The organism is Pseudonocardia thermophila (assembly GCF_900142365.1).
In the GTDB taxonomy this organism is placed as follows: Bacteria; Actinomycetota; Actinomycetes; order Mycobacteriales; family Pseudonocardiaceae; genus Pseudonocardia; species Pseudonocardia thermophila.
In genome coordinates this window covers 87,189-111,107 of sequence record NZ_FRAP01000016.1, presented here as the reverse complement: position 1 = coordinate 111,107, position 23,919 = coordinate 87,189, and the positions used below count along the sequence as shown (strand labels likewise).

26 protein-coding genes, 3 tRNA genes and 2 pseudogenes are annotated in these 23,919 nt (G+C 72.3%); 19 read left to right on the top strand and 12 right to left on the bottom strand.

Features of this window, described 5'->3' with window-relative positions:
• The first annotated feature begins 131 nt into the window (after nucleotides 1-131).
• Nucleotides 132-353, top strand: coding sequence for a hypothetical protein (locus tag BUE41_RS20425; protein ID WP_234997443.1), 222 nt, complete (start codon nucleotides 132-134; stop codon nucleotides 351-353).
• Between the two features lie 30 nt (nucleotides 354-383).
• Here BUE41_RS20425 and BUE41_RS20420 read toward each other — a convergent pair whose 3' ends face one another.
• From BUE41_RS20420 to BUE41_RS30400, 4 genes are all read right to left on the bottom strand, one after another.
• Nucleotides 384-593, bottom strand: a complete 210-nt coding sequence (locus BUE41_RS20420; RefSeq protein WP_143172267.1) for a hypothetical protein — start codon at nucleotides 591-593, stop codon at nucleotides 384-386.
• 169 nt (nucleotides 594-762) lie between these two features.
• Nucleotides 763-2,031 carry a cytochrome P450 gene (locus BUE41_RS20415; RefSeq protein ID WP_143172266.1) on the bottom strand — a complete coding sequence of 423 codons (1,269 nt, stop codon included), beginning with the start codon at nucleotides 2,029-2,031 and terminating at the stop codon, nucleotides 763-765.
• A 127-nt stretch (nucleotides 2,032-2,158) separates the two neighbouring features.
• Entirely contained in the window at nucleotides 2,159-5,176 is a 3,018-nt protein-coding gene (locus BUE41_RS32720; RefSeq protein ID WP_456107114.1) for a helix-turn-helix transcriptional regulator, read from the bottom strand.
• Nucleotides 5,177-5,181: 5 nt separating this feature from the next.
• Nucleotides 5,182-5,424: a hypothetical protein gene (locus BUE41_RS30400; protein WP_143172265.1), complete on the bottom strand. Its 243-nt coding sequence runs from the start codon at nucleotides 5,422-5,424 to the stop codon at nucleotides 5,182-5,184.
• Between the two features lie 171 nt (nucleotides 5,425-5,595).
• Here BUE41_RS30400 and rpsR point away from each other — a divergent pair, with 171 nt between their 5' ends.
• From rpsR to rplA, 11 genes are all read left to right on the top strand, one after another.
• The gene (rpsR, locus tag BUE41_RS20405) at nucleotides 5,596-5,835 is read left to right on the top strand and encodes a 30S ribosomal protein S18 (RefSeq protein WP_073458751.1); all 240 of its coding nucleotides are present in this window, start codon (nucleotides 5,596-5,598) and stop codon (nucleotides 5,833-5,835) included.
• A 109-nt stretch (nucleotides 5,836-5,944) separates the two neighbouring features.
• A tRNA-Thr gene (locus BUE41_RS20400) sits at nucleotides 5,945-6,017 on the top strand.
• Nucleotides 6,018-6,045: 28 nt separating this feature from the next.
• Nucleotides 6,046-6,121, top strand: a tRNA-Met gene (locus BUE41_RS20395).
• A 46-nt stretch (nucleotides 6,122-6,167) separates the two neighbouring features.
• Complete coding sequence (gene rpmG / locus BUE41_RS20390; protein WP_073458750.1) at nucleotides 6,168-6,335, top strand: 50S ribosomal protein L33; 168 nt, start codon at nucleotides 6,168-6,170, stop codon at nucleotides 6,333-6,335.
• Between the two features lie 40 nt (nucleotides 6,336-6,375).
• Nucleotides 6,376-6,819, top strand: a complete 444-nt coding sequence (locus BUE41_RS20385; protein ID WP_073458749.1) for an FAS1-like dehydratase domain-containing protein — start codon at nucleotides 6,376-6,378, stop codon at nucleotides 6,817-6,819.
• 1 nt (nucleotide 6,820) lies between these two features.
• Complete coding sequence (locus BUE41_RS20380) at nucleotides 6,821-7,246, top strand: MaoC/PaaZ C-terminal domain-containing protein (protein WP_073458748.1); 426 nt, start codon at nucleotides 6,821-6,823, stop codon at nucleotides 7,244-7,246.
• A 124-nt stretch (nucleotides 7,247-7,370) separates the two neighbouring features.
• Nucleotides 7,371-7,446: transfer RNA gene (locus tag BUE41_RS20375), tRNA-Trp, on the top strand.
• Nucleotides 7,447-7,518: 72 nt separating this feature from the next.
• Nucleotides 7,519-7,860 carry a preprotein translocase subunit SecE gene (secE, locus tag BUE41_RS20370; protein WP_073458747.1) on the top strand — a complete coding sequence of 114 codons (342 nt, stop codon included), beginning with the start codon at nucleotides 7,519-7,521 and terminating at the stop codon, nucleotides 7,858-7,860.
• 44 nt (nucleotides 7,861-7,904) lie between these two features.
• A complete protein-coding gene (gene nusG, locus BUE41_RS20365; protein WP_073458825.1) occupies nucleotides 7,905-8,741 on the top strand; it encodes a transcription termination/antitermination protein NusG in 837 nt (278 codons plus the stop codon).
• A gap of 60 nt (nucleotides 8,742-8,801) precedes the next feature.
• The gene (gene rplK, locus BUE41_RS20360; RefSeq protein ID WP_073458746.1) at nucleotides 8,802-9,236 is read left to right on the top strand and encodes a 50S ribosomal protein L11; all 435 of its coding nucleotides are present in this window, start codon (nucleotides 8,802-8,804) and stop codon (nucleotides 9,234-9,236) included.
• 71 nt (nucleotides 9,237-9,307) lie between these two features.
• Complete coding sequence (gene rplA, locus BUE41_RS20355) at nucleotides 9,308-10,024, top strand: 50S ribosomal protein L1 (protein ID WP_073458745.1); 717 nt, start codon at nucleotides 9,308-9,310, stop codon at nucleotides 10,022-10,024.
• A gap of 58 nt (nucleotides 10,025-10,082) precedes the next feature.
• On the opposite strand, the gene BUE41_RS20350 is transcribed toward rplA, so the two are convergent.
• The gene (locus tag BUE41_RS20350) at nucleotides 10,083-11,174 is read right to left on the bottom strand and encodes a CaiB/BaiF CoA transferase family protein (protein WP_073458744.1); all 1,092 of its coding nucleotides are present in this window, start codon (nucleotides 11,172-11,174) and stop codon (nucleotides 10,083-10,085) included.
• A 58-nt stretch (nucleotides 11,175-11,232) separates the two neighbouring features.
• A complete protein-coding gene (gene yczR / locus BUE41_RS20345) occupies nucleotides 11,233-12,714 on the bottom strand; it encodes a MocR-like transcription factor YczR (protein WP_200804030.1) in 1,482 nt (493 codons plus the stop codon).
• 69 nt (nucleotides 12,715-12,783) lie between these two features.
• On the opposite strand from yczR, the gene BUE41_RS20340 reads away from it, so the two are divergent.
• Nucleotides 12,784-13,011, top strand: a complete 228-nt coding sequence (locus BUE41_RS20340) for a hypothetical protein (protein ID WP_143172264.1) — start codon at nucleotides 12,784-12,786, stop codon at nucleotides 13,009-13,011.
• Here BUE41_RS20340 and BUE41_RS20335 read toward each other — a convergent pair whose 3' ends face one another.
• Entirely contained in the window at nucleotides 13,012-13,422 is a 411-nt protein-coding gene (locus BUE41_RS20335) for an SCP2 sterol-binding domain-containing protein (protein WP_073458742.1), read from the bottom strand.
• A 101-nt stretch (nucleotides 13,423-13,523) separates the two neighbouring features.
• Nucleotides 13,524-14,174, bottom strand: a complete 651-nt coding sequence (locus tag BUE41_RS20330) for a response regulator transcription factor (RefSeq protein WP_073458741.1) — start codon at nucleotides 14,172-14,174, stop codon at nucleotides 13,524-13,526.
• Between the two features lie 36 nt (nucleotides 14,175-14,210).
• Here BUE41_RS20330 and BUE41_RS20325 point away from each other — a divergent pair, with 36 nt between their 5' ends.
• Entirely contained in the window at nucleotides 14,211-15,488 is a 1,278-nt protein-coding gene (locus BUE41_RS20325; RefSeq protein ID WP_073458740.1) for a sensor histidine kinase, read from the top strand.
• Here BUE41_RS20325 and BUE41_RS20320 read toward each other — a convergent pair whose 3' ends face one another.
• A complete protein-coding gene (locus tag BUE41_RS20320) occupies nucleotides 15,489-16,397 on the bottom strand; it encodes a CPBP family intramembrane glutamic endopeptidase (RefSeq protein WP_084755464.1) in 909 nt (302 codons plus the stop codon). It lies immediately after the preceding gene.
• A 178-nt stretch (nucleotides 16,398-16,575) separates the two neighbouring features.
• On the opposite strand from BUE41_RS20320, the pseudogene BUE41_RS20315 reads away from it, so the two are divergent.
• A pseudogene (locus BUE41_RS20315) lies at nucleotides 16,576-17,674 on the top strand (NDMA-dependent alcohol dehydrogenase).
• Nucleotides 17,675-17,696: 22 nt separating this feature from the next.
• Nucleotides 17,697-18,656, top strand: coding sequence for a R2-like ligand-binding oxidase (locus BUE41_RS20310; protein ID WP_073458739.1), 960 nt, complete (start codon nucleotides 17,697-17,699; stop codon nucleotides 18,654-18,656).
• A 790-nt stretch (nucleotides 18,657-19,446) separates the two neighbouring features.
• Here BUE41_RS20310 and BUE41_RS20305 read toward each other — a convergent pair.
• A complete protein-coding gene (locus BUE41_RS20305; RefSeq protein WP_073458738.1) occupies nucleotides 19,447-19,836 on the bottom strand; it encodes a winged helix-turn-helix transcriptional regulator in 390 nt (129 codons plus the stop codon).
• A 71-nt stretch (nucleotides 19,837-19,907) separates the two neighbouring features.
• On the opposite strand from BUE41_RS20305, the gene BUE41_RS20300 reads away from it, so the two are divergent.
• The gene (locus BUE41_RS20300; protein ID WP_073458737.1) at nucleotides 19,908-20,714 is read left to right on the top strand and encodes an SDR family NAD(P)-dependent oxidoreductase; all 807 of its coding nucleotides are present in this window, start codon (nucleotides 19,908-19,910) and stop codon (nucleotides 20,712-20,714) included.
• Here the strand turns inward: BUE41_RS20300 and BUE41_RS20295 are convergent.
• Together BUE41_RS20295 and BUE41_RS32470 are read right to left on the bottom strand one after the other, a co-directional pair.
• Nucleotides 20,715-21,732: pseudogene (locus BUE41_RS20295) on the bottom strand (LLM class F420-dependent oxidoreductase). It lies immediately after the preceding gene.
• Between the two features lie 38 nt (nucleotides 21,733-21,770).
• Nucleotides 21,771-21,902 (bottom strand): hypothetical protein, encoded by a 132-nt coding sequence (locus BUE41_RS32470; protein ID WP_268794516.1) that lies wholly within the window; start codon nucleotides 21,900-21,902, stop codon nucleotides 21,771-21,773.
• Between the two features lie 107 nt (nucleotides 21,903-22,009).
• Here BUE41_RS32470 and BUE41_RS20290 point away from each other — a divergent pair, with 107 nt between their 5' ends.
• A complete protein-coding gene (locus BUE41_RS20290) occupies nucleotides 22,010-22,606 on the top strand; it encodes a TetR/AcrR family transcriptional regulator (RefSeq protein WP_073458736.1) in 597 nt (198 codons plus the stop codon).
• Between the two features lie 212 nt (nucleotides 22,607-22,818).
• Entirely contained in the window at nucleotides 22,819-23,913 is a 1,095-nt protein-coding gene (locus BUE41_RS20285) for an ABC transporter ATP-binding protein (RefSeq protein WP_200804029.1), read from the top strand.
• Nucleotides 23,914-23,919 lie beyond the last annotated feature (6 nt).

Below are 23,919 nucleotides of genomic sequence, written 5' to 3'. Positions count from 1 at the left end.
CATCTTGCTGGTGAGATGCCCACCACTACGAATCGCCGTCGAAACATCGGTGGGTCACCATGAAAACCACAAGAGTGGGCGCTCAGCGTGGAGATGCTCCGCACCGCACGTGGAACGCGGAGGTGAGTCGGATGGATCCAGTGCCAATGGATCACCACGAGAAGATGCGGCTGCGCGCTGCGGCGTTCCGGGCGACCCGGTTGTACCCGGGCCCGGTCGGCGAGCTCGTGTCCCGCGAGCTGCTGACCTGGGAGGAGTTCGGTTACCGGTTGGGTGGCAACGCTCTGGTGATGCGGCTGGTCGACCAGGTGCTCAAGAGCCCCCTGGAGCGCACGCAGGAAGCCGCCGCCTGATCAGGCCGATCGGACCTGCCGTCGGCACCGTCACCGGGAAAGCTCGAAAGTGACGACGCGGGCCGGTGGGTCCACGGGCTCGGCCGTGAGGGTCGCCGCCGTCCCTGCGACGACGAAGATCGCCGCGATCGTCACGCCGCTACCGACCTTCGCCACGGTGTCCAGCACCGCGGTGCGGACGGGGTGGCGACGGTGCCGCGGCCGGGCGGGCGCGGGCAGCATGAGGACACGATCGGGCATGACGATCACCGTTCTCGGAAGGGGACGGGTGGTGCTCGAGTCGTCCGGTTCCCGGTGGCGCCGCCGGTGTTCCGTACGCCCGGCCTATCGCGAGCGCCCGTTCGGTCGTTAGCGCTGTGTCACCCGATGGTGTCGCAGCGTGCCCGTCGTTCCTGCTTGCGGCGTCCGCTCACCTCCTGCCGGGCGTGAACGCGACCGGGAGGTGCTTGATCCCGTTGATGAACATCGACCGCAGCCGCTGCGGTGGCGCCGTCGCGTGGATGTCCGGGACGCGGGTCAGCAGCTCCCGGAACATCACCGCCATCTCCCGGCGGGCCAGGTGCGCCCCGAGGCAGAAATGGGGGCCGGGTCCGCCGAACCCGACGTGGTTGTTCGGGGAGCGCCGCACGTCGAACCGGTCCGGGTCGGGGAACACCGCCGGATCCCGGTTGGCCGCCCAGTAGAACAGCCCCACCTTCGCCCCCGCGGGCAGCCGCTGCCCGCCCAGCTCGGCGTCCCGGGAGAGAGTGCGCCGCATGAAGACCACCGGCGAGGCGAGCCGGACGATCTCCTCCACCGCCGTCGGCGTGACGCCGTCCAGGTCCGCCAGCCAGATCGAGCGCTGGTCGGGGTGCTCGGTGAGCAGGTGCAGCCCCCAGCTGATCGCGTTGCGGGTGGTCTCGTTGCCCGCGACCACGAGCAGGATGAAGAAGCTCCCCAGTTCGTCCGGGGTGAGGCGCTCGCCGTCGACCTCCGCGTTCACCAGCGCCGACACGACGTCGTCCGTCGGGTGCTCCATGCGGTGCCGACCCAGGTCCTGCATGAGTGCCGCCAGGTCGCTGCCCGCCTGGAGCAGCGCCACCCCGATGTTCTCCGCGTCCGGCACGTACTCCGGGTCGCTCGCGCCGAGGATGACGTTCGTCCGGTCGAAGACGAACCCGTGCTGGCTCGCCGGCACGCCCATCAGGTCGCACACGATCTTCAGCGGCAGCCGGGCGGCGATCTCGGTGACCGCGTCGCACCCGCCCTTCTCGACGACGTCGTCGACGATCCGGCGGGCGACGACCGCGACCTCGTCCACCAGCGCGCCGAGTCGGCGCGGGGTGAACCCGCGCGAGACGATCCGGCGCAGCCGGGCGTGCCGCGGATCGTCCATCTCGATCATCGAGCCGAAGAACTCGCGGAACTCCGGTGGCATGTCGGTGACTGAGGTGCTGCCTTGACCGGAGGTGAACACCGCCGGGTTGCGGCTTGCCTCGACGACGTCGGCGTGCCGGGTCAACGCGTAGAAGCCCGCGCCGCGGGGGAAGTAGGCGAACTCCGGTTCCTCGTAGAACGGGATCGGCTCGTGCTCCCGCAGCGCGGCGAACCCTGCCGCCCGCTCGCTGATCGGCGCCGTCCAGAACCCGTCGATGTCGCTCAGGTCGGGTCGCCCCGCCCACACCCCGGTCGCCGTCACCGCAGCCTCCCCAGTGAGATCCGTCACTCCACCGTAGGGGTGGGGCGGATTCGCTGCCGGGGTCCACGCGGTCCAGGGCTGGCCCGACCGGGCCAGCGGCTGGCCGGTCCGACCCCCAGGCCGCCGCTCAGTCGGTGGACGGGGTGAGCAGTCCCCGGGCGTACGCCACGCTGACCGCCTCGGTGCGGCTCGAGGCGCCGAGCTTCGCCATCACCCGCGACAGGTGCACGCTCACCGTCTTCTCGCTGATGTAGAGCTCCTCGCCGACCTGGCGGTTGGTGCGGCCCGCAGCCACCAGGCCGAGCACCGCCCGCTCGCGCGGGGTGAGCGGGTCGCCGGCCGGAGCCCGATCGGCGGCCGGCGAGGCCAGCCGCACGCCGGCCCTTCGCGCCGCGGCCCGCGCCGCGCCGGCGAGCGGCTCCGCGCCGAGCCGGGTGGCGGTGGCGCAGGCGGCGGTCAGGTCGTCGGCGACGGCGCCCACGGCGGGTTCCCCGCGGGCCAGCCGCGCCTCCGCTCGCCGCAGCAGCCCGCAGCCCTGCCGGTAGCCGGGCGCGCCGGGGCGGCCGCCCTCGTACTCGAACGCGGTGATCGCGGCCGTCCACGCCGCGGGATCGGGCCCGGTCAGGCGGGTCAGCTCGGCCCGCGCCCACGCCAGCCACGCGCGACCCTCCGGGCCGAGCCGGCTCGACCGCGGCATCCCGTGCGCCGCGGCGTCCTCCGCGAGCGCGGCCAGCCGCTCCGCCTCCGCCCGGGCCGCCGCGGCGGGCACCGCGCCCGACCCCACCAGCGCGGCCTGCGCACCGATCCCCACCGCGGCCAGCGCGATCGTGCCCAGGTGCCGCTCCAGCACCCCCTGCAGCCCGCGGATGGCCGCGGCCACCCGCCGCGCCGCCTCGCCGGGATCACCCGCCCATAGCGCCGCCTCGGCTCCGGCGATGCCGGCGAGCACCATCACCTGGTCGTCTGCGGACGAGTGGTTCGCCAGCTCGGCCAGCTGCCGCTCGACCTCCGCGAGCCGGCCGCGCGCGGCGGCGACGAGCATCCCCGCGGCGGCGAGCCGGGAGCCGACCGTGGCCGACACGGCCCGGCCGGCGATGCGGGCCGCCGCCTCGGCCCGGTCCCACTCGCCGAGCTGGTACATCGTGAGGACGTGCACCACACGCAGGTCGATCGCGTAGCCGCTCCACCCGAGCCCGACCTCCTCGGCGCGCTGCTCGCCTTCGCGGAACACCTCGGCCGCCTCCGCCAACCGGCCTGAGTCGAACAGCTGCAGCCCGAGGTTGTAGTACGAGCGCAGCTCCACGGTCTGGTGCCCCGCCCGGTGCGCGAGCCGGCGGGCGTCCCGGACGAGCCGGAGGGAGAGCTCGTCCTCCCCGATGTGCTGAGCGCAGATCGACATCGTGATCAGGCCGTCGGCCTTGGCCCCGATCGCCTCAGCCCCGATCGCCTCACCGGCGCGGTGCTGCAGCGACCCGGTCAGGTCCATCCCGTCGACGACGGCGACCGCGGCCCGGGCGTGCTCGTCGGCGTCGGCCGGGCGGTCGACGCGCCAGAACGCGCGGGCGAGCGTGCAGTGCGCCCACGCGAGGTCGGCCGACGGCGGCTGCTCGGTCAAGAGCGCCAGCGCCCGGCGGGCCGTGGCCAGCGCCTCGGGCTCATGCCCCGGCAGGTCGAGCAGCAGCTGCGCGAGGCCGCGGGCGCAGCGCGCGGTCATCAGGTCGTCCTTGTCCGCCTCGGCCAGCTCGACGGCGCGGCGGCCGAGCTGCACCGCGCGGTCCGGATCGCCGGCGTGGCTGGCGTACCAGCTCGCCGCCCGGGTGACCGCGGCCTCGCAGGTGCCCGTGACGGTCTCCGGGTCGGGCACCGTGTGCCAGAGCTCGAGCGCCCGCTCCAGCTGGAACAGCGCCTCGGCCGGCGCGGAGCGGGCGTCGGCCTCGTCGGCGGCGACGACCGACGCGGCGAGCGCGCGCACGAGATCGTGGCCGGCGTAGGCGTGGTGGGCCAGCTCGGCGGCGCTGCCCGGTTCCGCCTTCGCGGCGAGGTGCTCGGCGTGGCGGGCGTGCAGCCGGGTGCGCTCGCCGGGCAGCAGCTCCTGGTAGATCGCTTCGCGCAGCAGGGCGTGCCGGAAGACGTAGCCGTCGGCGGTCGGGTCGCCGGGTCGGTCGAGCACCAGCACGTGCTGGGCGACCGCCTCGCGCAGCGCCTGGTCGAGGTCCTCGTCGTCGAGCCCGGAGACGGCAGCCAGCCGCTCGTGGCGGACCCTGCGGCCGGACACCGCGGCGATGCGCAGCACCCGCTGGGTCTGCGCCGGCAGCGCCTCGATGCGCGCCATGAGCACCTCGGCGAGTCCCTCGGGTACCCCCGAGGAGCCCGCCGTGACCAGCTCCTCGGCGAAGAACGCGTTGCCCTCGCTGCGCCGGGCGATGCGCCGCAGCTGATCCTCGGTGAGCGCGCCGTCGGTCCAGCGCTGCGCGAGCCTGCGCACCAGTTCCAGCGCCTCCGCCTCGCCGAGCGGTTCCAGCTCCAGCCGCTCGACGGTGGGCAGGCGCACCAGCTCGGACAGCACCGGCCGCAGCGGGTGGCGGCGGTGCAGGTCGTCGCGGCGGTAGGTGGCGAGCACCACGAGGCGCTGTGCGGTGAGCCGGGAGAGCAGGAAGACCAGCAGGTCACGGCTCGACCGGTCGGCCCAGTGCAGGTCCTCGACCACCAGCAGGGTGGGGGAGCGGGCGCTCAGCGCGTCGAGCGCGGACAGCACCGCGTCGAAGACCCGCAGCTGGCCCAGCCCGGAGTCGTCGCCGGGGGTGGTGTCGCGCACCACTTCGCCCGGCAGCAGCCGGCGCAGCGCCGGCCGCTCGGCGACGATCTCGGGGCGGGCCGCCGCCAGCGTGCCGGCGATCTCGGTGAACGGCAGGTAGGGCAGCGCCGCGTCGGCGGTGTCGAGGCAGCGGCCGACCAGCACGGTGAACCCGGCCGCGGTCGCGCGCTCGACGGTCTCGGTGACCATCCGGGACTTGCCCACCCCGGCGTCGCCGGCGAGCAGCACGCCCGCCGGGCGCCCGGCGGCGGCCCCGCGCAGCGCGGCCTCGAGCGCGGCGAGCTCGGGACCGCGCCCGACCAGGTCGATGCCGACGCCCAGGCGTGCCACGGAGGTCATCGTGGCACGGCGCACCGACGGTCATCGGCGATTTCTCGAGCGGGGACCTCCTCCCGGGGCGCGTCGCGGGGAGCGGCTTCCCCGGGCGGTGCGGGTGGTGGGCCAGTGACGTTCGTCGCAGATCGCCGGCCGCGCCGGGCGAGGCGGGCCAGCCGGTGGCGCGCCGCCTCCGCGTGCAGCACGCTGCGGTGGTGGTCGGCGTCGGCGACGGCGGGCAACGGCAGGACGAGATCGGTCATGCCGACCACGGTCGGGCTGAGGCCGCACCCGGCGCATCGGGCGATCACGTCGTGCTCGGGTGGGGGCCCTCAGGCGTGGTGCGGCCGCCCCTTACCCTCCCACCGCAGGTCGGCCCGGGCCTGCCAGGTATCCTCGGATCCGACGAGTTACGTGAGGAAGGTGGGCGTTCCATGCCCGGCAAGCCGCTGCGCCCGATGAAGAAGAAGGCGAACCCCCTGCACGCGAAGGGGATCACCGAGATCGACTGGAAGGACACGGCGCTCCTGCGCCAGTTCATCTCCGACCGCGGGAAGATCCGTGCCCGCCGCGTCACCGGTCTCACCCCGCAGCAGCAGCGGCGGGTGGCGGTGGCGATCCGCAACGCCCGCGAGATGGCGCTGCTGCCCTACCCGCGCGCGGGTAGGGGCTGAGGTAGGACCGCACGCCGGCCGGCCGGGGTACCCCCCGCGTACGGGTCCCCGCCGGCGGTGTGTAAGCTTGAAAAGCCTCCTCGGGGGAGCGATCCCGCGAGCGGCTGCCGCCCCTTTAGCTCAGTCGGCAGAGCGTCTCCATGGTAAGGAGAAGGTCTACGGTTCGATTCCGTAAAGGGGCTCCGTGAGACGGCGCGTCCTGTCTCGCACGGCGGCGTAGCTCAGTTGGTAGAGCAAACGGCTCATAATCGTTGTGTCGCCGGTTCGAGTCCGGCCGCCGCTACCACTCAGATTCGTCCCGATCTCTTTCGTGCAAGCAGGAGGCACCCGCGATGGCCAAGGCCACCGATGTTCGGCCGAAGATCACGCTGGCGTGCGAGCAGTGCAAGCACCGGAACTACATCACGCGCAAGAACCGGCGCAACGACCCCGACCGGCTCGTGCTGAAGAAGTTCTGCCCGAACTGCGGCACCCACCGCGAGCACCGCGAGACCCGCTGAACCTGCGCTGATCCGCTACGGGAGATCGGGAGTCTGAGACGTGCCCGACGCGTCGTTCGTCGGCCGGGCGTTCCCGGGCGCCGAGCCCTACCGCGTGGGGCGCGAGAAGGTCCGCGAGTTCGCGCGGGCCGTCGGTGAGACCTCACCGCTGTGCCACGACGTGGCCGCCGCGCAGGCCGCAGGCCATCCCGACGTCGTCGCGCCGCCGACGTTCGCCGCGTCGTTCACCATGCCGCTGATCGAGCAGGTCCTGCGCGATCCCGACTTCGGCTGGGACTACGCGCACATGGTCCACGGCGATCAGACGATCACCCTGCACCGGCCCATCCACGCCGGCGACGAGCTCGCCGTCACCGTGCACGTCGAGGACCTCACCACGCGCGCCGGCAGCCACCGCCTGACCCTGCGCTGCGAGATCGCCGATCCCGCCGGTGAGCCGGTCGCCACCACGAAGCTGCTGCTCGTCACCGCCGAGGCGGCCTGACATGACTCCCGTCGTCGAGGTGGGCACCGAGCTGCCCCCGACCTCCGTCCGGGTCACCCGCGCCGACCTGGTCCGCTACGCGGGTGCCTCCGGCGACTTCAACCCGATCCACTGGTCCGACCGCGTCGCTTCCGAGGTCGGCCTGCCCGGCGTCATCGCGCACGGGATGCTCACGATGGCGCTCGCCGGCCGGTTCGTGAGCGGCTGGGCGGGCGATCCGTCCGCGGTCCGCGGGCTCTCCGTCCGCTTCACCCGCCCCGTGGTCGTCCCGGACGACGACGAGGGCGCGCTCGTGGAGTTCTCCGGCAACGTCACCGCGCTCGCCGACGCCCCCGGCGGCGGCCGAGTCGCGACCATCGCGATCAAGGCCCTCTTCGAGGGCCGCACCGTGCTCGGCAAGGCCGTCGCCGAGGTCCTCCTCCCCTGATCTCGGCCCGGTCGGGCCGAACCGCCCATGCGGTGGAAGGCCGGCTCGAGGTGTGCCGTACACTCGATACTCGCCGGGTTCGCCGCTGCTGCGGTGTGTCTCGTCCAGAGACGGGGCCGGGCCTAGGGGTGTAGCTCAATTGGTAGAGCAGCGGTCTCCAAAACCGCAGGTTGCAGGTTCGAGTCCTGTCGCCCCTGCCATCGAGGTTCGACATCGGCAGGCACCGATGCGGCGCCCGGCAGAGGACGCTGCACACACTGGAGGACGCGGGCGTGGCTGAGGAGCACGGGTCGGAGAGCACTGAGCGGGGGCGCCCGCGCAGTGCGGCCGACCGCCGGGGCCGTCGGTCCGAGCCCGCACCCTCGGGTGCGGAGCCGCGGGGCACCGCGGTGCGCGACAAGAAGCACCCGGAGAAGGGCTCCCTGCCCTCGCGGGTGATGCGGTACCTGCGTGAGGTGGTTGCCGAGCTGCGGAAGGTCATCTGGCCGAGCCGGGAGCAGCTGGTGACCTACACGATCGTCGTGCTGGTGTTCGTGTCGTTCATGGTGGCGCTGGTCGCCGGGCTGGACTTCCTGTTCGGCCTCGGGATCGATGCCGTGTTCGGCAACCAGTGATCCCGCACCGCATGACGGCCATGGACGAGGAAGCGAGTGAGAACGTGACATCCCAGGACGGCGGCCAGTGGCCGACCGACGTCGACGAGGTCGACGTCGAGGAGGCCGCTGACGACCAGGCTGTGGACGCCGACGACACCGCTGACGAGACCGCCGACGACACCGTTGACGACACGGCGGGCGACACGGTGGACGACGCGGGCGCCCAGGACGACGAGGACGAGCAGGACGACGCCGTCGCTGCTGCGGCAGACGCTGAGGAGGCCGTCGACCCGGTCGAGGAGATGCGCGAAGCCCTGCGCCGCGCCCCCGGCGAGTGGTACGTCGTGCACTCCTACGCCGGCTACGAGAACAAGGTCAAGGCCAACCTCGAGACGCGCATCCAGACCCTGGACGCCGAGGACTACATCTTCCAGGTCGAGGTGCCCACCGAAGAGGTCACCGAGATCAAGAACGGGCAGCGCAAGCAGGTCCAGCGGAAGGTGCTGCCCGGCTACATCCTCGTGCGGATGGAGCTCAACGACCAGTCCTGGGCGGTCGTGCGCAACACGCCAGGGGTCACCGGGTTCGTGGGGGCGACGAACAAGCCGTCGCCGCTGTCCCACGACGACGTGATCAAGTTCCTGCTGCCGAAGGTGCAGGCCAAGCAGGCTCCTGCCGGCGCCAAGGCCGAGGCGGAGACGGGTGCGCCCGGCAAGCCGACCGTCGAGGTCGACTTCGAGGTCGGCGAGTCGGTCACCGTCATGGACGGGCCGTTCGCCACGCTCCCGGCCACGATCAGCGAGGTCAACGTGGACGCCCAGAAGCTCAAGGTGCTCGTGTCGATCTTCGGGCGCGAGACGCCGGTCGAGCTGGCGTTCAGTCAGGTCTCGAAGATCTGAGATCGTCGCCGCGGCACGGCAGGTCCGCGGCGGGACGTGTAGAGACAGAGGACAACAGCGATGCCTCCCAAGAAGCGGAAGCTCTCCGCGATCATCAAGCTCCAGATCAAGGCGGGTGCTGCCACGCCTGCGCCTCCCGTGGGCCCGGCGCTCGGTCAGCACGGCGTCAACATCATGGAGTTCTGCAAGGCCTACAACGCGGCCACCGAGTCGCAGCGGGGCGACGTCGTTCCGGTCGAGATCTCGGTGTACGAGGACCGCTCGTTCACCTTCGAGCTCAAGACCCCGCCCGCGGCGAAGCTGCTGCTGAAGGCCGCCGGTGTCGAGAAGGGCAGCGGCGAGCCGCACAGCAAGAAGGTCGCGACCGTCACGCGGGACCAGGTCCGGCAGATCGCCGAGACCAAGATGCGTGACCTCAACGCCAACGACGTCGAGGCCGCCACGAAGATCATCGAGGGCACGGCCCGGTCGATGGGCATCACGGTCACGGCCTGACCGACCAACCAACACGAGTGGGAGAGTCGGGCGCGGCTCGTACCACGACTGTCCGGATCGAAGGAACAGCAATGCCGAAGCGCAGCAAGGTCTACCGCGAGGCGGCCGCGAAGGTCGACCGCAGCCGGCTCTACAGCCCGCTGGAGGCGGCCGCCCTGGCGAAGGAGACTTCCAGCAAGAACATGGACGCCACGGTCGAGGTCGCGATGCGGCTCGGCGTGGATCCCCGCAAGTCCGACCAGATGGTCCGGGGCACCGTGAACCTGCCGCACGGCACGGGCAAGACCGCTCGCGTCGTCGTGTTCGCCACCGGTGAGAAGGCCGCCGAGGCCGAGGCCGCCGGCGCCGACGCCGTGGGCTCCGACGACCTGGTCGAGCGCATCCAGGGTGGGTGGCTGGACTTCGACGCCGCCATCGCCACCCCGGACCAGATGGCCAAGGTCGGGCGCATCGCCCGCATCCTCGGTCCCCGTGGTCTGATGCCGAACCCGAAGACCGGCACCGTGACCATGGACGTGGCCAAGGCCGTCAACGACATCAAGGGCGGGAAGATCAACTTCCGCGTCGACAAGCAGGCCAACCTGCACCTGGTGATCGGCAAGGCGTCGTTCGACACCGAGAAGCTGGTGGAGAACTACGGCGCCGCCCTGGAGGAGGTGCTGCGGGCCAAGCCGGCCGCGGCCAAGGGGCGCTACATCAAGAAGATCACCATCTCCACCACGACGGGTCCGGGCATCCCGGTCGACCCGAACCGCACGCGCAACCTGCTGGTGGACGAGCCCGCCTGAGCATCGCGTACGTCCTCGCGACGGCCCCGCACCGGATGGTGCGGGGCCGTCGCGCGTCTCAGGACCAGTCGGCGAGTACCGACTCGACCGGCTCCGGATCGGCCGGGCCGCCCGGGACGGACGTGGTGGTGCGGGAGAACCGCGGGGCGGGCGCGGCCTGCGGGATCCCGCCGCGCTCGACGATCGTGCCCCGCGCGGCCATGTGCGGGTGCGCGGCGACCTCGCCGAACGCGAGCACCGGGGTCACGCAGGCGTCGGTGCCCTCGAAGACCTTCGCCCACTCGTCACGCGTGCGAGAGGCGAACACCTCGGCGAACCGCTTCTTGATCTCCGGCCACGCCTTCTGGTCCATCTGGTCGGGCAGCCCGGCGTCGGCGAGGCCCAGGCCCTCCAGGAGCGCGGCGTAGAACTGCGGCTCGATCGCGCCCACGGCGACGTGCTTGCCGTCGGCGCACGTGTAGGTGTCGTAGAACGGCGCGTGCCCGTCGAGCAGGTTGGTCTCCCGCTCGTCGCGCCACAGGCCCTGGCCGAGGAAGCCCCACACCATCTGCACCAGCACGCTCGCCCCGTCGACCATGGCCGCGTCGACGACCTGCCCCTGCCCGGAGCGCTGCGCCTCCCACGCGGCGGCGAGGATGCCGACGACCAGCAGCATCGAGCCGCCGCCGAAGTCGCCGACGAGGTTCAGCGGCACCGTCGGCCGCTCGCCTGCCCGCCCGATCGCGTGCAGCGCACCGGTGAGGGCGATGTAGTTGATGTCGTGCCCCGCCCGCTGCGCCAGCGGGCCGTCCTGACCCCATCCGGTCATGCGGGCGTAGACGAGGCGGGGATTGCGGGCGTGGCAGTCGGCGGGACCGACGCCCAGCCGCTCGGTCACGCCGGGGCGGTAGCCCTCCATGAACACATCGGCCTTCTCGACGAGCCGCAGCACGGTCTCGCGGCCCTCGGGTTCCTTGAGGTTGGCCTCGACGCGGCGGCGCCCGCGCAGCAGCGGATCGGCCGACGGGTCGCTGAGCTGGAGAGCGCCGGGGCGGTCGATCCGCACCACGTCGGCGCCGAGGTCGGCGAGGACCATCGCTGCGTGCGGGGCCGGGCCCAAGCCGGCCAGTTCGACGACCTTGAGACCCGCGAGCGGGCCAGTGCGTGCCACGTGTTCCGACCTCCTGTCGCGCGTTCGGTTCGCGGTCAGTATTGACCGTTTCCCGCGATCACGCCACGGAGCACTCGCCGGGTTCGGTGGCTGGTTCGACGCGGTCCAGCTCCGCCCACGCAGCCGCCATGCGCTGCAGGGCCTCGTCCATCCGATCCGGCCGCAGCACGAACGGCACCCGCAGGTAGCGCTCGAACGCGCCGTCGACCCCGAACCGCGGCCCGGCGGCCAGCAGGACGTCGCGCCGGCGGGCAGCGATGACCAGCCGGCTCGAGTCCGGCGAGCCGAGATCGACCCAGTGGCACATGCCACCGCGCGGGCGGCCCACTCGCCACGTTGGGAACAGCTGCGCGATCCGTTCGGTCGCCCGGGCGCAGGCAGCCCGGAGCTCGACGCGGCGCGCCGCCGCCGTCTCCTCGACGCGGGTCATGAGCCGCGCCGTGAGCAACTGCTCGAAGACCGGGCTGCCGAGATCGGTCGTCGCCCGGAAGGCGGACAGCCGGCGCACCATCGGGGCCGAGGTGCGGATCCAGCCGACCCGCAGCCCACCCCAGAAGGGTTTGCTGACCGAGCCGATCGTCAGCACGAGCGGTGAGTCGACCGCACCGTGCGCCGCCACCGGCGGGGGTGGTGGCTCTTCGAACCACAGCTCGGTGAGCGTTTCGTCCACGATCACCGGCGTGCTGGTGCGCCGGGCCAGGTCGACGACCCGCTCGCGCCCCGCGGAGTCGAGCACGGCGCCCGTGGGGTTCTGGCAGTCCGGGATCAGGTACATCAGGCGCGGTGCGGCGTCGCGCACCGCGGCCGTGCCGAGCTCGAGGTCCCACGTGGCCGACCCGTCCTCGCTGGGCACCAGCGGCACCGGCACCGGCCGCGCGCCCCGATTGGTGATCGCCCCGAGCGCGTTCGGGTAGGTGGGGTGCTCGACGAGCACGCGGTCGCCGGGGGAGGTGAGCGCCGCGACGATCAGCGCCAGCGCCCCCTGCGCGCCCGGGGTGACGAGGATCTGGTCCGGGGTGGTGGGCAGACCGCGCTCGGTGTAGCGGTCCGCGATCGCCGCCCGCAGCTCCGGCACGCCGTCCAGCTCGTAGCCGAGGCCGGCCAGGTGGGCGTCGAGATCGCGGGTGGCCTCGGCGATCATCGGTCGCAGCTCGTCGGTCGGGTACGGCAGCGCGCACATGGCCAGGTCGTACATCGACTGGTCCGAGCTGGGCGCGAACGGCTGCGGGCGCAGGCCGGGGCTGTTCCTGGGCAGCTGGGTCCAGCTCCCGGAGCCGCGCCTGCTCTGCAGCACGCCGTCGGCGCGCAGCGATTCGTACGCCGCGGCGACCGTCGTGCGGCTGACGTCGAGCACATCGGCGAGTTCGCGCTCGGCTGGCACCCGGGTGTGCAGGGGGAGGCGGCCGTCCAGCACCAGTAGGCGGATCCGGTCGGCGAGCGCGGCAGCCAGGCCGCGACCCTCCGGTGGCCGCCAAGCACCGAGCAGACGGGCGAAGCTGCGCGCGCCGATGCGCTGCTCGATCTCGTGGTCGATGGCCACCTGAATCCACCTTTGTCCAATTGGCTACCTTGTAAGAGGCCAATCTACCGGACAATCGAGGCTATGGAGATGCCACTCGTCCTTCTGGCCGTTCTCGTCCTCATCGCCATCGCCGCTCCGCGGTACGGCGTCGACAGCCGCTGGTCCCGCCCGGGAGAGGCACCTGCCCAGCGGGGACCGACCCTGCGCGGTGACCTCACCAGGCTGGCCGCGGCCGTGCGCCGGCTGTGGGAGACCCGGGTCGTGGGCCAGGCAGGGTCGCTCGGCACCCGTCGCCGGACCCGGCTCAGCCAGTGATCACGCGTTGATCAGGTCTGCCCGCCCGGCGTCCGCCAGCAACTGCCTGTAGGGCTCGGACAGGCCCTTCGCCAGCGGCAGCAGCTTGAGGACCTTGGCGACCGGACCCTTCGCCCGCACCTCACCCCTCGCCAGCGCCACCGGCAACACCACCTTGCCCAGCCAGAAGCGGTTGCCGGTGTCGGCCGACATGAACAGCTCCACGTCGGGGGCGGGCCCCGTGCCCGCCCCTTCGTGCAGCTCGGCGTTGCCGAAGTCGACGGTCAGCACCGCGTCCGGGTCGGTGTAGGTGATCCGCAGGACGATGCCGGTCGGCTTGAGCTTCGCCACCAGCTCGGGATCAGCCATCCCGATGCGGAACACCCCGCCCAGGAACCGGTAGACCTCTTGCTCGTCGCTGAACACCGCCACGTCGCGCGCTCCTTCGGATCGGTCCTGATCAGGGGAGTCTGGCGCACCGGGGCGGTCGTGGCGACGACTCGATCGGGCCACTCTCGGCCCGCGCGGACCGCTCAGTCGTCGAGCAGCCCGTACCGGCCGGCCATCGCCGCCGCCTCGATGCGGTTCGCCGCGCCGATCTTGTGCAGCAGCGACGCGATCATGCGCTTCGCCGTGCGCTCGCTGACGAGCATCGGCCGGGCGATCTCGGTCGTGTCCAATCCGCGCGCGAGTAGCCGCCACAGCTGCAGATCGCGCTCGTCGAGGCGGGCGAGGCGGCCGTCGCCGGTGCGGTCGCTCGCGGCGAGCAGCGCGTCCATCAGGTCGGCGCACACCACCCGCACGCCCGAGGCGATCGCGAGCAGCGGGGCGACGAGCACGTCCGGGTCGGCGGACTTGCCGAGGAACCCCGCCGCGCCCGCGCGCAGCGCCGCAGCCGCGAGGTCCAGGTCGTCGGTGCCGGAGAGGGCGAGCACCTTCGTCGCCGGGTAGGTGGAGACGATCCGCTGGATCGTCTCCACCCCGCCCAACGGCGGCAGCGCCAGGTCGACGATCGCGATGTCGGCGGCCTCCCGGCCGACCAGCGCCACCGCCTCCTCGCCCGCGGTCGTCGAGCCGGCGACGGTGAACGTGTCGCCCGCGCGCGACTCGAGCAGCAGCGCGAGACCCTGCGCGAAGAGCGCGTGGTCGTCCACGATGACCACCGCGTACCGGCCGTCCCGCACGGGCGTAACGCTAGCGGTCACCGCTAGCTTCCCCGCATGACCACGGACGAGCGCGCCGCGCTCGAGTCGCTGGAGGAGCGCACGGCCGAGGTGATCCGGCTGCTCGTGGTGGTGTCCGTGGGGCTCGCGCTGCTGATCGACCCCGAGTTGGCCCACGGCCGGATCGTCGTCGTGGCCACGCTCGTCGCGGTCACGTTCGGCTACGCGCTGGCCCTCGCGGTCGCGGACCGGCAGGGCCGGCGGCTGCTCCCGCCCGCGGTCGCGACCGGCATCGATTCGGTGCTGGTGCTCGTCGGCTGCGGGCTGACCGGCGGCGCGGACAGCATCATGGTCGCGGCGCTGCCGCTCGTCGTGATCGCCGCGGCCGTCCGGGGTGGGGCGGTGATCGGGCGGCTCGCCGCACTCGTCGTCGGGATCGGGTTCACCGCCGCGGCGGTGCTCGGTGCGGATCCCGGCACCCATCCGCGCGACGCCTGGTTCGCCGGCGCGTGGTGGACCGGCTTCCTGGTCGCCGCCGCCGTGCTCGTCGGGGTGCTGGTGAAGCTGCTGGAGCGGCAGGCCGCCGCGGCCGCCACCGCCCGCGCCCGGGCCGCCGCCGAGCACGAGGCGCTGATGGCGGAGCGGGACCTGCGCGAGCGGCTCTTCCAGGCACAGCAGGCCCGGATGGACGGGGTGCGGGTGGTGCTGCACGAGTTCCGCACCCCGGTCGCATCGCTGACCGCGCTGTCGGCCGATCTCGCCGCTGGCCGGCTGTCGGAACCGGCGCGGTGCACCGCCGTCACGCTGCTCGCCCAGCACGCCGTGCACCTGCGCGACATGCTCGACGGGCTCGCCGACGTCGCCGTCACCAGTGGCAGCCCGATCGGGCGGGTGCGGGAGCGGCCGGTGCGGCTGGCCGAGCTCGCCGAGGCCGTCGTGGACGCGGCCGGGGTGGCACCGCAGCGCCGGACGATGTGCGTCGAGCCCGCCGACGCGACCGTGCGCACCGATCCGCAGCGGCTGCGGCGACTGCTCACCAACCTCGTGGAGAACGCGGCGCGCCACTCCGGCGACGCACCCGTCGAGCTGGACCTGCGGTACTCCGACGAGCTGCTCGTCGTCGAGGTGCGCGACCGCGGGCCCGGGCTCCCACCCGGCCAGGAGGGCTTGGTCACCGAGAAGGGCGTGGCGCTGGGGGAGCGGCGCGGCACCGCTGGGCTCGGGCTGTGGATCGTCGAGCGGCTGGTGGAGGCGATGCAGGGCCGGCTCACACTGCACCCGCGGGACGGCGGCGGACTCATCGCTCACCTGGAGCTGCCGGTGCCGGCCGCCTGATCACGCGGTCAGCGCGGGGCCGCGGCCGCGGGTGCGCAACCACACCACCGCGGTCGTCGCGGCCAGCACCGCGCACGGCACGAGCATGCCGATCGAACCTGCGCCCGCCGAGCGGTCGAACGCGTCGGTGAGATCGGCGTGCAAGACCAGGGCCAGCAGGAACAGCAGCGTGTTGTTCACCGCGTGGATCACGACCGCCGTCTCCACCCCGCCCGTGCGCCACGTGATCAGCGCGAGGGAGACGCCGAACGTGAGGTAGTAGAGGTTCAGCCACGGGTCGGTGGAGAAGTGGACGAGCGCGAACAGCAGGCTCGACACACCCACCCCGAGGGCGAGCGCGGTGCGCGGCCCGCGGCCCCAGCTCGCGGCGACCCGGAAGGCGAGCCCGCGGAAGCCGTACTCCTCCGCGGCGGCCTGGAGCGGGGTCAGCAGCAGCACCACGACGAACATCGCGAGCAGATCGGCCACCGCCCATGCGGCCTGACCGGACGGGGACAGCAGCACCAGCGCGGTGATGTAGACCACCCAGATCGGCCCCACGACGAACAGCGCGCGACCGAACACGTCGAACCGGAACCGGTAGGCGACCGAGTGCAGCGAGGCGCCGCGCACCCCGTAGAGCCAGCGCTGGATCAGCATGCTCCACGGCAGGAGCAGCGCCACCGGGAGCAGCGTCGAGGCCTGCAGCACCGGCGTGAACTCGGTGCCGCCCGTGACGATGCTCGTCCGGCCGAGCGCCGCGTCGATCGCGGCCCCCAGCGCGCCCAGAGCGCCTGCGAACCCCAGCAGACCGCCGAGCAGCAGCGCCAGCGCGGCGATGCCGCGGCCGATGCGGCGCTCCCCGTCGGCGAGGACGCGGTGGTAGGGCACCCCGACCGGGCGCTCGGTGGGCAGGACGTCGCTGGTCATGCTTCGAGACTGGCCCAGCTCCGGGCGGAACCGGCAGTGCCGGTGGTCATCGGTTCGGACTGCTGGTGCATCGACAGCGATGACGCCTGTCACCCGGGCGGTCGGCGTGGCACCGGTGGGCCATCGGCGGAACGACCGGGCCGCTGTGTCGGAGCGCGCACCACGCCATGCTGTGCGCATGAAGACCACGGCGGCGGTGCTCTGGGAGCTGGGCGGGAAGTGGGAGGTCGAGGAGGTCGAGCTCGACCCACCCGCGGCCGGTGAGGTGCTGGTGGAGCTGGCCGCGAGCGGGCTCTGCCACTCCGACGAGCACCTCGTGACCGGCGATCTGCCCGTCGCCTACCCGATGGTCGGCGGGCACGAGGGCGCCGGCCGGATCGTCGAGGTCGGCCCGGGCGTCACCGAGGTCGAGGTGGGCGATCCGGTGGTGATGACGTTCCTGCCGGCCTGCGGGCGGTGCAGCTACTGCGTGCGCGGCTACACGAACCTGTGCAACGACGGCGCGGGCGCCACGCTCGGCCCGCAGCTCGACGGCACCTACCGCTTCCACGCCCGCGGCGAGGACATCGGCCAGATGTGCCTGCTCGGCACGTTCGCGCGGCACACGGTGGTGCCGGTGAAGTCGGTCGTGAAGATCGATGAGGGGTTCCCGCTGCACGTGGCTGTGCTCGTCGGCTGCGGTGTGACCACCGGGTTCGGCTCCGCGGTGCGCAGCGCCGAGCTGCGCGCGGGCGACACCGCCGTGATCATCGGTGTCGGCGGGATCGGTGCCAACGCGATCCAGGGTGCGCGGATCGCCGGCTGCCGCTACGTCGTCGCCGTCGACCCGGTGCGGTTCAAGCGAGAGAAGGCGCTGGAGCTGGGCGCCACGCACGTCGCGGCGGACATGGACGAGGCGTGGGGCGTCGTCTCCGAGCTCACCCGCGGCCAGCTCGCCGACGCCGCGATCCTGACCACCGGCATCGCCGAGGGCGCGCACCTGCAGCCGGCGCTGCAGCTGGTCGGCAAGAAGGGCCGGGTCATCGTCACCGCGCTCGGCAAGGCTGACCGCGAGCCTGTCGTTGCTCGACCTCACCCTCTACGAGAAGCAGGTGCGCGGTTCGCTCTTCGGCAGCTCGAACGGCCAGCACGACGTGCCGCGCCTGCTGGAGCTGGCGAACCTCGGCCAGCTCAAGCTCGCCGAGCTGATCACCCGCGAGTACACCCTGGAGCAGGTCAACCAGGGCTACGAGGACATGCGCACCGGTCGCAACATCCGCGGCCTGATCCGCTTCTGACCCGACTCGCAGGAGGACGACGATGTCCCGACCGACGATCGCGCACGGCAGGCGCACCGGGTTCGCCTCGCTCAGCAGGGGCGGGCTGGACGTCGACTCGTTCCCGATGCGGCTGTTCGCCGAGGGCAACGCCAAGCACTGGAACCCCGCCGACATCGACTTCACCCAGGACGCCCGCGACGTCGCCGAGATGACCGATCTCGAGCGCTGGTGGACCTGCTCGCTGGCCGCGCAGTTCATGGCCGGTGAGGAGTCGGTGACTCAGGACCTGCAGCCGTTCGTCGCCGCGATGGCCGCGGAGGGCCGCTTCGCCGACGAGGTGTACCTGACCCAGTTCGTCTTCGAGGAGGCCAAGCACACCGAGGCGTTCCGCCGCTGGTTCGACGCCGTCGGCCTCACCGACGATCTCCACGCGCACGTGGAGGAGAACCCGGCCTACCTGGAGATCTTCACCAAGCACCTCCCGGAGAGCCTCTACGCGCTGGCCGAGGACCCGTCGCCGCGCAACCAGATCCGCGCGTCGGTGACCTACAACCACATCGTCGAGGGCACGCTCGCCCTGACCGGCTACTTCGCCTGGTCCACGGTGTGCGCCAGCCGCGGCATCCTGCCCGGCATGCAGCAGGTGATCAAGCACATCGGTGGCGACGAGCGCCGCCACATGGCATGGGGCACCTTCACCTGCCGCCGCCACGTCGCCGCCGACGACTCCCTGTGGGACGTCGTCGATGAGCGCATGCAGGAGCTGCTGGTCCCGGCGATGGGAGTCGTCATCGGCGGCCGCGAGGGCGAGGAGCGCCCCTTCGGCATCGACATCAACGAGATGGCCGAGTACGCGATGGACAAGGTCGGCCGCCGCCTGGGCGCGATCGAGTCGGCGCGCGGTGCCGATGTGCGGGTCATCGACCGCGACGCCGCTCCGGAGGAGCTCGAAGAGACCTTCCACGCGGAGGACCAGGCGGTGTTGGCGGCGGTTGTCTGATGGTCGTCAGTTCGGATGGGTTTCGCGCAGCTGATCCGACGCTCGGCTCGGCGGGGTGGCCCTGTTCCGTCCGCGCGTTGGCACCGTGGTTGTTCTCCGCAGCGGGTGCCCGTTGGGCGGGTGGATTTCTCGGATAGTGCGGTTGCGTTGGCGGTCACTCGGCTGGGAACTCGTTCTGCGTGCCTTCCCGCTGGTCGTGGACGTGGTCGACTGCTTGTGGTGCCGTTGCCGCGATGGTTCATCGCGCAGTGTTCGGTACCTCGCTCGGTCAACCCGGCTCGGTGTCGGAGCGCGCAGGTCGTGTGGACCGGCCCCGGTTCGGGCTGTTGCGGTGTCCCGGTGGCGTGGTCGCGGTGCTCGGCTCGGTGGGTGGCTGGTGGTGCGGTCGCGGATCTCCTTCAGTCAGTTGTGGAACGCGGACAGCCCTGTGCCGTTGGTGAACTCTGTTCGGCCGCCGTTGCGCCGCGCTGTGACGTGGTCGATGTGTGTGCCGGGGCGTCGCAGTACGGGGCGGCGCACCGGCCGCCCCCGCGGGTGGTTGTCAGGTCGGTGAGCACGGTGGAGAAGGTGCGTTGGGTGGAGTCGCCGCCGATGATGCTGCCGTCGCGGATGAGGATGCGCCGGTAGGTCCTGCGCCCGTCGTTGTCCCCTCGCAGGGCGAGCGGCCCGGGGCTGTGTCCGGGGATCCCCGCGGGTAGCCGGCTGCCCTTGGTGAGCAGGGCCTCGATGAGGACGAGGAGTGTGACCGCGCATCCCGACGCGCGTGCGAAACGCGACCAGCGACGCGAGGTCAGGCCCGACGTCCGAAGGCACCAGCGTGCGCGACCGCCCAATCGGCCAACGCCGACAACGGCTCCAGCAGACTCCGGCCCAACGGCGTCAGCGAGTACGACACGGAGGGCGGCACCGTCGCCGCCACCGTCCGATCCACCAGCCCGTCGGCCTCCAACCCCCGCAGCGTCCGGGTCAGCATCCGCTGGCTGATCCCCTCGATCGCGCGGTGCAGCTCGTTGTACCGGTGCGGCCGCTGGCCCAAAACGATCACGACGAGCATCGACCACTTGTCCCCGACCCGCCGGAACACCTCGGTGACGGGGCACGCCGCGAACTCCGCCGCCGGTACCGGCCGCGGCAGCTCGTGCGCGAGTACGGAGGGTACATCGGTGTGCGCAGCGGACATCGAAGTGCCTTCTACCGGGCCGGGCAAGCGTCCTCCCACGATGGTCTCGCCCCGAGCGTAGGAGGACCCAGGTGCCGAAGACCGTCGTGATCACCGGAGGGACGAACGGGATGGGCCGCGCTACGGCGCTGGCCCGGGTCGCCCGTGGCGACCGGGTGATCGTGATCGGGTCCGATCCGGCGAAGGCCGCCGCCGTGCCCGGCGCGCGGTTCCTGGCGGCGGATCTGTCGTCGGTGGCGGAGGTCCGCCGGGTCGCTGCGGAGATCACCGGGCCGGTCGACGCGCTCGCCCTGTTCGCGAACCGGCCCCAGCCCACCCGCCGGGAGACGCCGGAGGGCCTGGAGTACACGTTCGCGCTCTACTACCTGAGCCGCTACCTCCTCGGCGAGCTGCTGGCCGAGCAGCTGGAGGCCGCTCCGCAACCGGTGATCGTCAACGTCGCCGGTGTCGGCAACCGGGCCGGCGCGATCCACTGGGACGATCCGCAGCTGACCCGCGGCTACGGGTTGGTCAAGGCTCAGCTGCAGGCCGGCCGCGCGAACGATCTGCTCGGGGTCGCGCACGCCGCCCGCCGTCGGAGGACCCGTTACGTCCTCTACCACCCCGGCTTCACCCGCAGCGGACTCGACGCCCACCCGAACCCGCTGGTGCGCGGGTTGCTCAAGGCCGCGGCGCGGGTCGCCGCGCGGCCGGTCGAGGAGTCGGTCCGCCCGATCGTCGAGTGGATCGACGCCCCGCCGTCCGCGCCGCTCACGGCGGTTGACCGCCTAGAGGAGCTGCCGCTCGACTTCCCGACGCTCGATCCGGGGGCTGCGGCCCGGCTCGACGCCTACACGGCCGAGCTCGTGGCCCGGTTGTCCGCGCCCTCCGGGCCGTGATCAGCTGACCAGCTCGGCCGCCAGCCGCAGGGTCTGCGGTGAGCCGCCCACGACCATGGTCGTGACCAGCGAGTCCCGCCACACCGGCAGCTCCTCGGCGATCTTCTCCTTCGACCCACCAGCGCGACCTGCTCCACCAGCTCCAGCGGCACCGCCGCCGTCGCCTCATCCTTGCGCCCGCCCAGGTACAGCTCCTGGATCCGGGCGCAGTCGTCCTCGTAACCCATGCGCGCGAACACGTCGTAGTGGAAGTTCGCGCCCTTCGCGCCCATCCCGCCGATGTAGAGCGCGAGCATCGGGCGCACCTGCTGGTCGGCGGCCCCCTCCACGTCGTCGTCGACGACCATCTGCACCATGCAGACCACCTCGAAGCCGGCGGGCCGGCCGCCGCGGCGCGCGAAGCCCTCCGCCAGCGCCGCCCGGTAGTGCGCGTCGTGGCGCGGCGCGTAGAACAGCGGCTGCCAGCCGTCGGCGATCTCGGCGGCCAGCGCGACGTTCTTCGGGCCTTCCGCGGCGAGCAGGATCGGCAGGTGGGTGCGCAGCGGGTGGATCGTGGTGCGCAGCGGCTCGCCCAGCCCGGTCCCGCCCGGGTAGGGGATCGGGTAGTGCGGCCCCGGCGACGTCACGCGCTCCCGGGCGATCGTCGCCCGCAGGATCTCCATGTACTCGCGGGTGCGGGCCAGCGGCTTCGGGTACGGCTGCCCGTACCAGCCCTCGACGACCTGCGGCCCGGACGCGCCGATACCCAGCACCACCCGGCCACCGGAGAGGTGGTCGAGCGTCATCGCCGCCATCGCGGTGGCGGTCGGGGTGCGGGCCGACATCTGCGCGACCGAGGTGCCGAGCTTGATCCGCTTGGTGCGGGCGCCGTACCAGGCCAGCGGGGTGAAGGCGTCCGAGCCGTACGCCTCGGCCGTCCAGAGCGAGTCGAACCCGAGGTCCTCCGCGGTCGCGACGAGCTCGTCGGTCCTCGGGTCCGGTCCCGCGCCCAGTTGCCCAGGGCAAGCCCCAGCTTCATCGACGGTTCCTCTCCACGGGCCGATGCCGCGGAGGAACCTACGTCACGGCTTTGAGCCCCATCAGCTCGTCGGCGTTGCCTGACGCGACGGCGAGCCGGTCGGCGGGCGACAGCGGCAGCGGCGTGAGGAAGCGCACGGCCCGCTCGGGGCTGCATCCGTCCAGGACCACCCGGCCCAGCCGTTCGTCGGATCTGCGAGGTGGCCGCGAACGGCCCGGCGGGGTGAGGATGACCACGTTCGTACGGAGCAGGAGACGACGGGAGCGAAGCTGTTCTGATGGGCCGGCGATCGGGGGTCCAGGTGGGACCCGAGCAGTACTACGCGGTCGCGATGCAGTTGCTCGCCGAGCACGGGCCCGCCGAGCTGAAGATCGCCACGCTGTGTGCGCGGCTGGGCGTCACCAGCGGCTCCTTCTACCACCACTTCGACGGCTGGTCGAGGTTCGTGCGGGGGCTGCTCGCCCACTGGGAGGTCGAGCAGACGGCCAAGGTCGTCGAGGTGACCGAGTCGGTCACCGACGATCCCGTCGAACGCCTGGACGTGCTCCGCCGGTTCGCCGTGTCGCTGCCGCACGCCGCGGAAGCCGCGATCCGCAACTGGGCGGCGCTCGACCCGGAGGTGGGCCTCGCCCAGCGGCGGGTCGACGAGCGCCGCCGCGCCGCGCTGGAGGACGTGCTCGCCGGGGCCGTGCGCGACCGGGCCGACGCGGCGCGGCTCGCGTCGCTCGGGATGTCGATCCTCGTGGGCTTCCAGCAGATCCATCACCCGCCGGACCCGTCGCTGCTGCGGATGCACCTCGAGGACTACCACGTGCTCGTCCTGCGCCACGTCCCCCGTCCTGACGGTGGTCACACGATCGTGTCCCGAGCGTGATCTCCAGCTACGTTCGGGCCATGGGCCGCTAGGCCTTTCCGGTCTGTCCAGGCCTGGCTACAACCTCCTTTCGGAGCAATATGAGGCTGGAGTCTCACTGTTGAGTAACTCAGCTCACCAGACGTCGTTGAGCCGTTGTGGGCCGACGGCCGTCCGCTGATCAGTGCATGCGCTGCCGCCGGTCCGCGATCCGACGAGGAGGGGGACCGCCGGTGGGGGTGGAGGTCAGGGTCGAAGGGCTGACCAAGTCCTTCGGCCGGGCGAACATCTGGTCGGATGTGACGCTGACCCTGCCCCCCGGTGAGATCAGCGTGCTGCTCGGACCGTCCGGCACCGGCAAGTCGGTCTTCCTCAAGACGCTCATCGGGCTGCTGAAGCCGGACCGCGGCTCGATCTTCATCCACGAGACCGATCTGGTGCGCTGCAGCGAGTCCCGGCTGTACGAGCTGCGCAAGCTGTTCGGGGTGTTGTTCCAGGACGGCGCGCTGTTCGGCTCGATGACCGTCTACGACAACATCGCCTTCCCGCTGCGCGAGCACACGAAGCTGTCCGAGGCGGCGATCCGCGACATCGTCATGGAGAAGATGCACCTCGTCGGGCTCGAGGGCAGCGAGCACAAGCTGCCCGGCGAGATCTCCGGCGGGATGCGCAAGCGCGCCGGGCTCGCCAGGGCCATGGTGCTGGAGCCGGAGATCATCCTGTTCGACGAGCCCGACTCCGGCCTCGACCCGGTCCGCACGGCCTATCTGAACCAGCTGATCATCGACCTGAACGCGCAGACCGACGCGACGTTCCTGATCGTCACCCACGACATCAACTCCGCGCAGACGGTGCCGGACAACATCGGGATGCTCTACCGGCGCCACCTGGCGATGTTCGGGCCGCGGGAGGTGCTGCTGACCTCCGACGACCCAGTGGTCAGCCAGTTCCTCAACGGCCGCCGGCAGGGTCCGATCGGGATGTCGGAGGAGAAGGACTCCGCGCAGGCCGAGCGGGAGATGGCCGAGATCCCCGGCGAGCTGGAGGGCGTGCCCCCGCTGAAACCGCAGCTCGTGCCCAGCCCCGGGCTCCCGGAACGCAAGGCGGTCGCCCGGCGCCAGGCCCGCGTCGACGCGATCATGCACACGCTGCCGAAGGCTGCCCAGGACGCGATCCGCGCCAGTCGTGAGGCGACCGCGCAGGCCGAGCGCCGGGCGGGGCGAACACCCGTCGCCGCGTATCCCTCCGGTTACGCCGACGGTCCCACCGAGCGGTTGAACCCGGTCGACGGCGGCGAGCCGCCGCAGCCCGGCCGGCACCGGATCTGAGGCGGC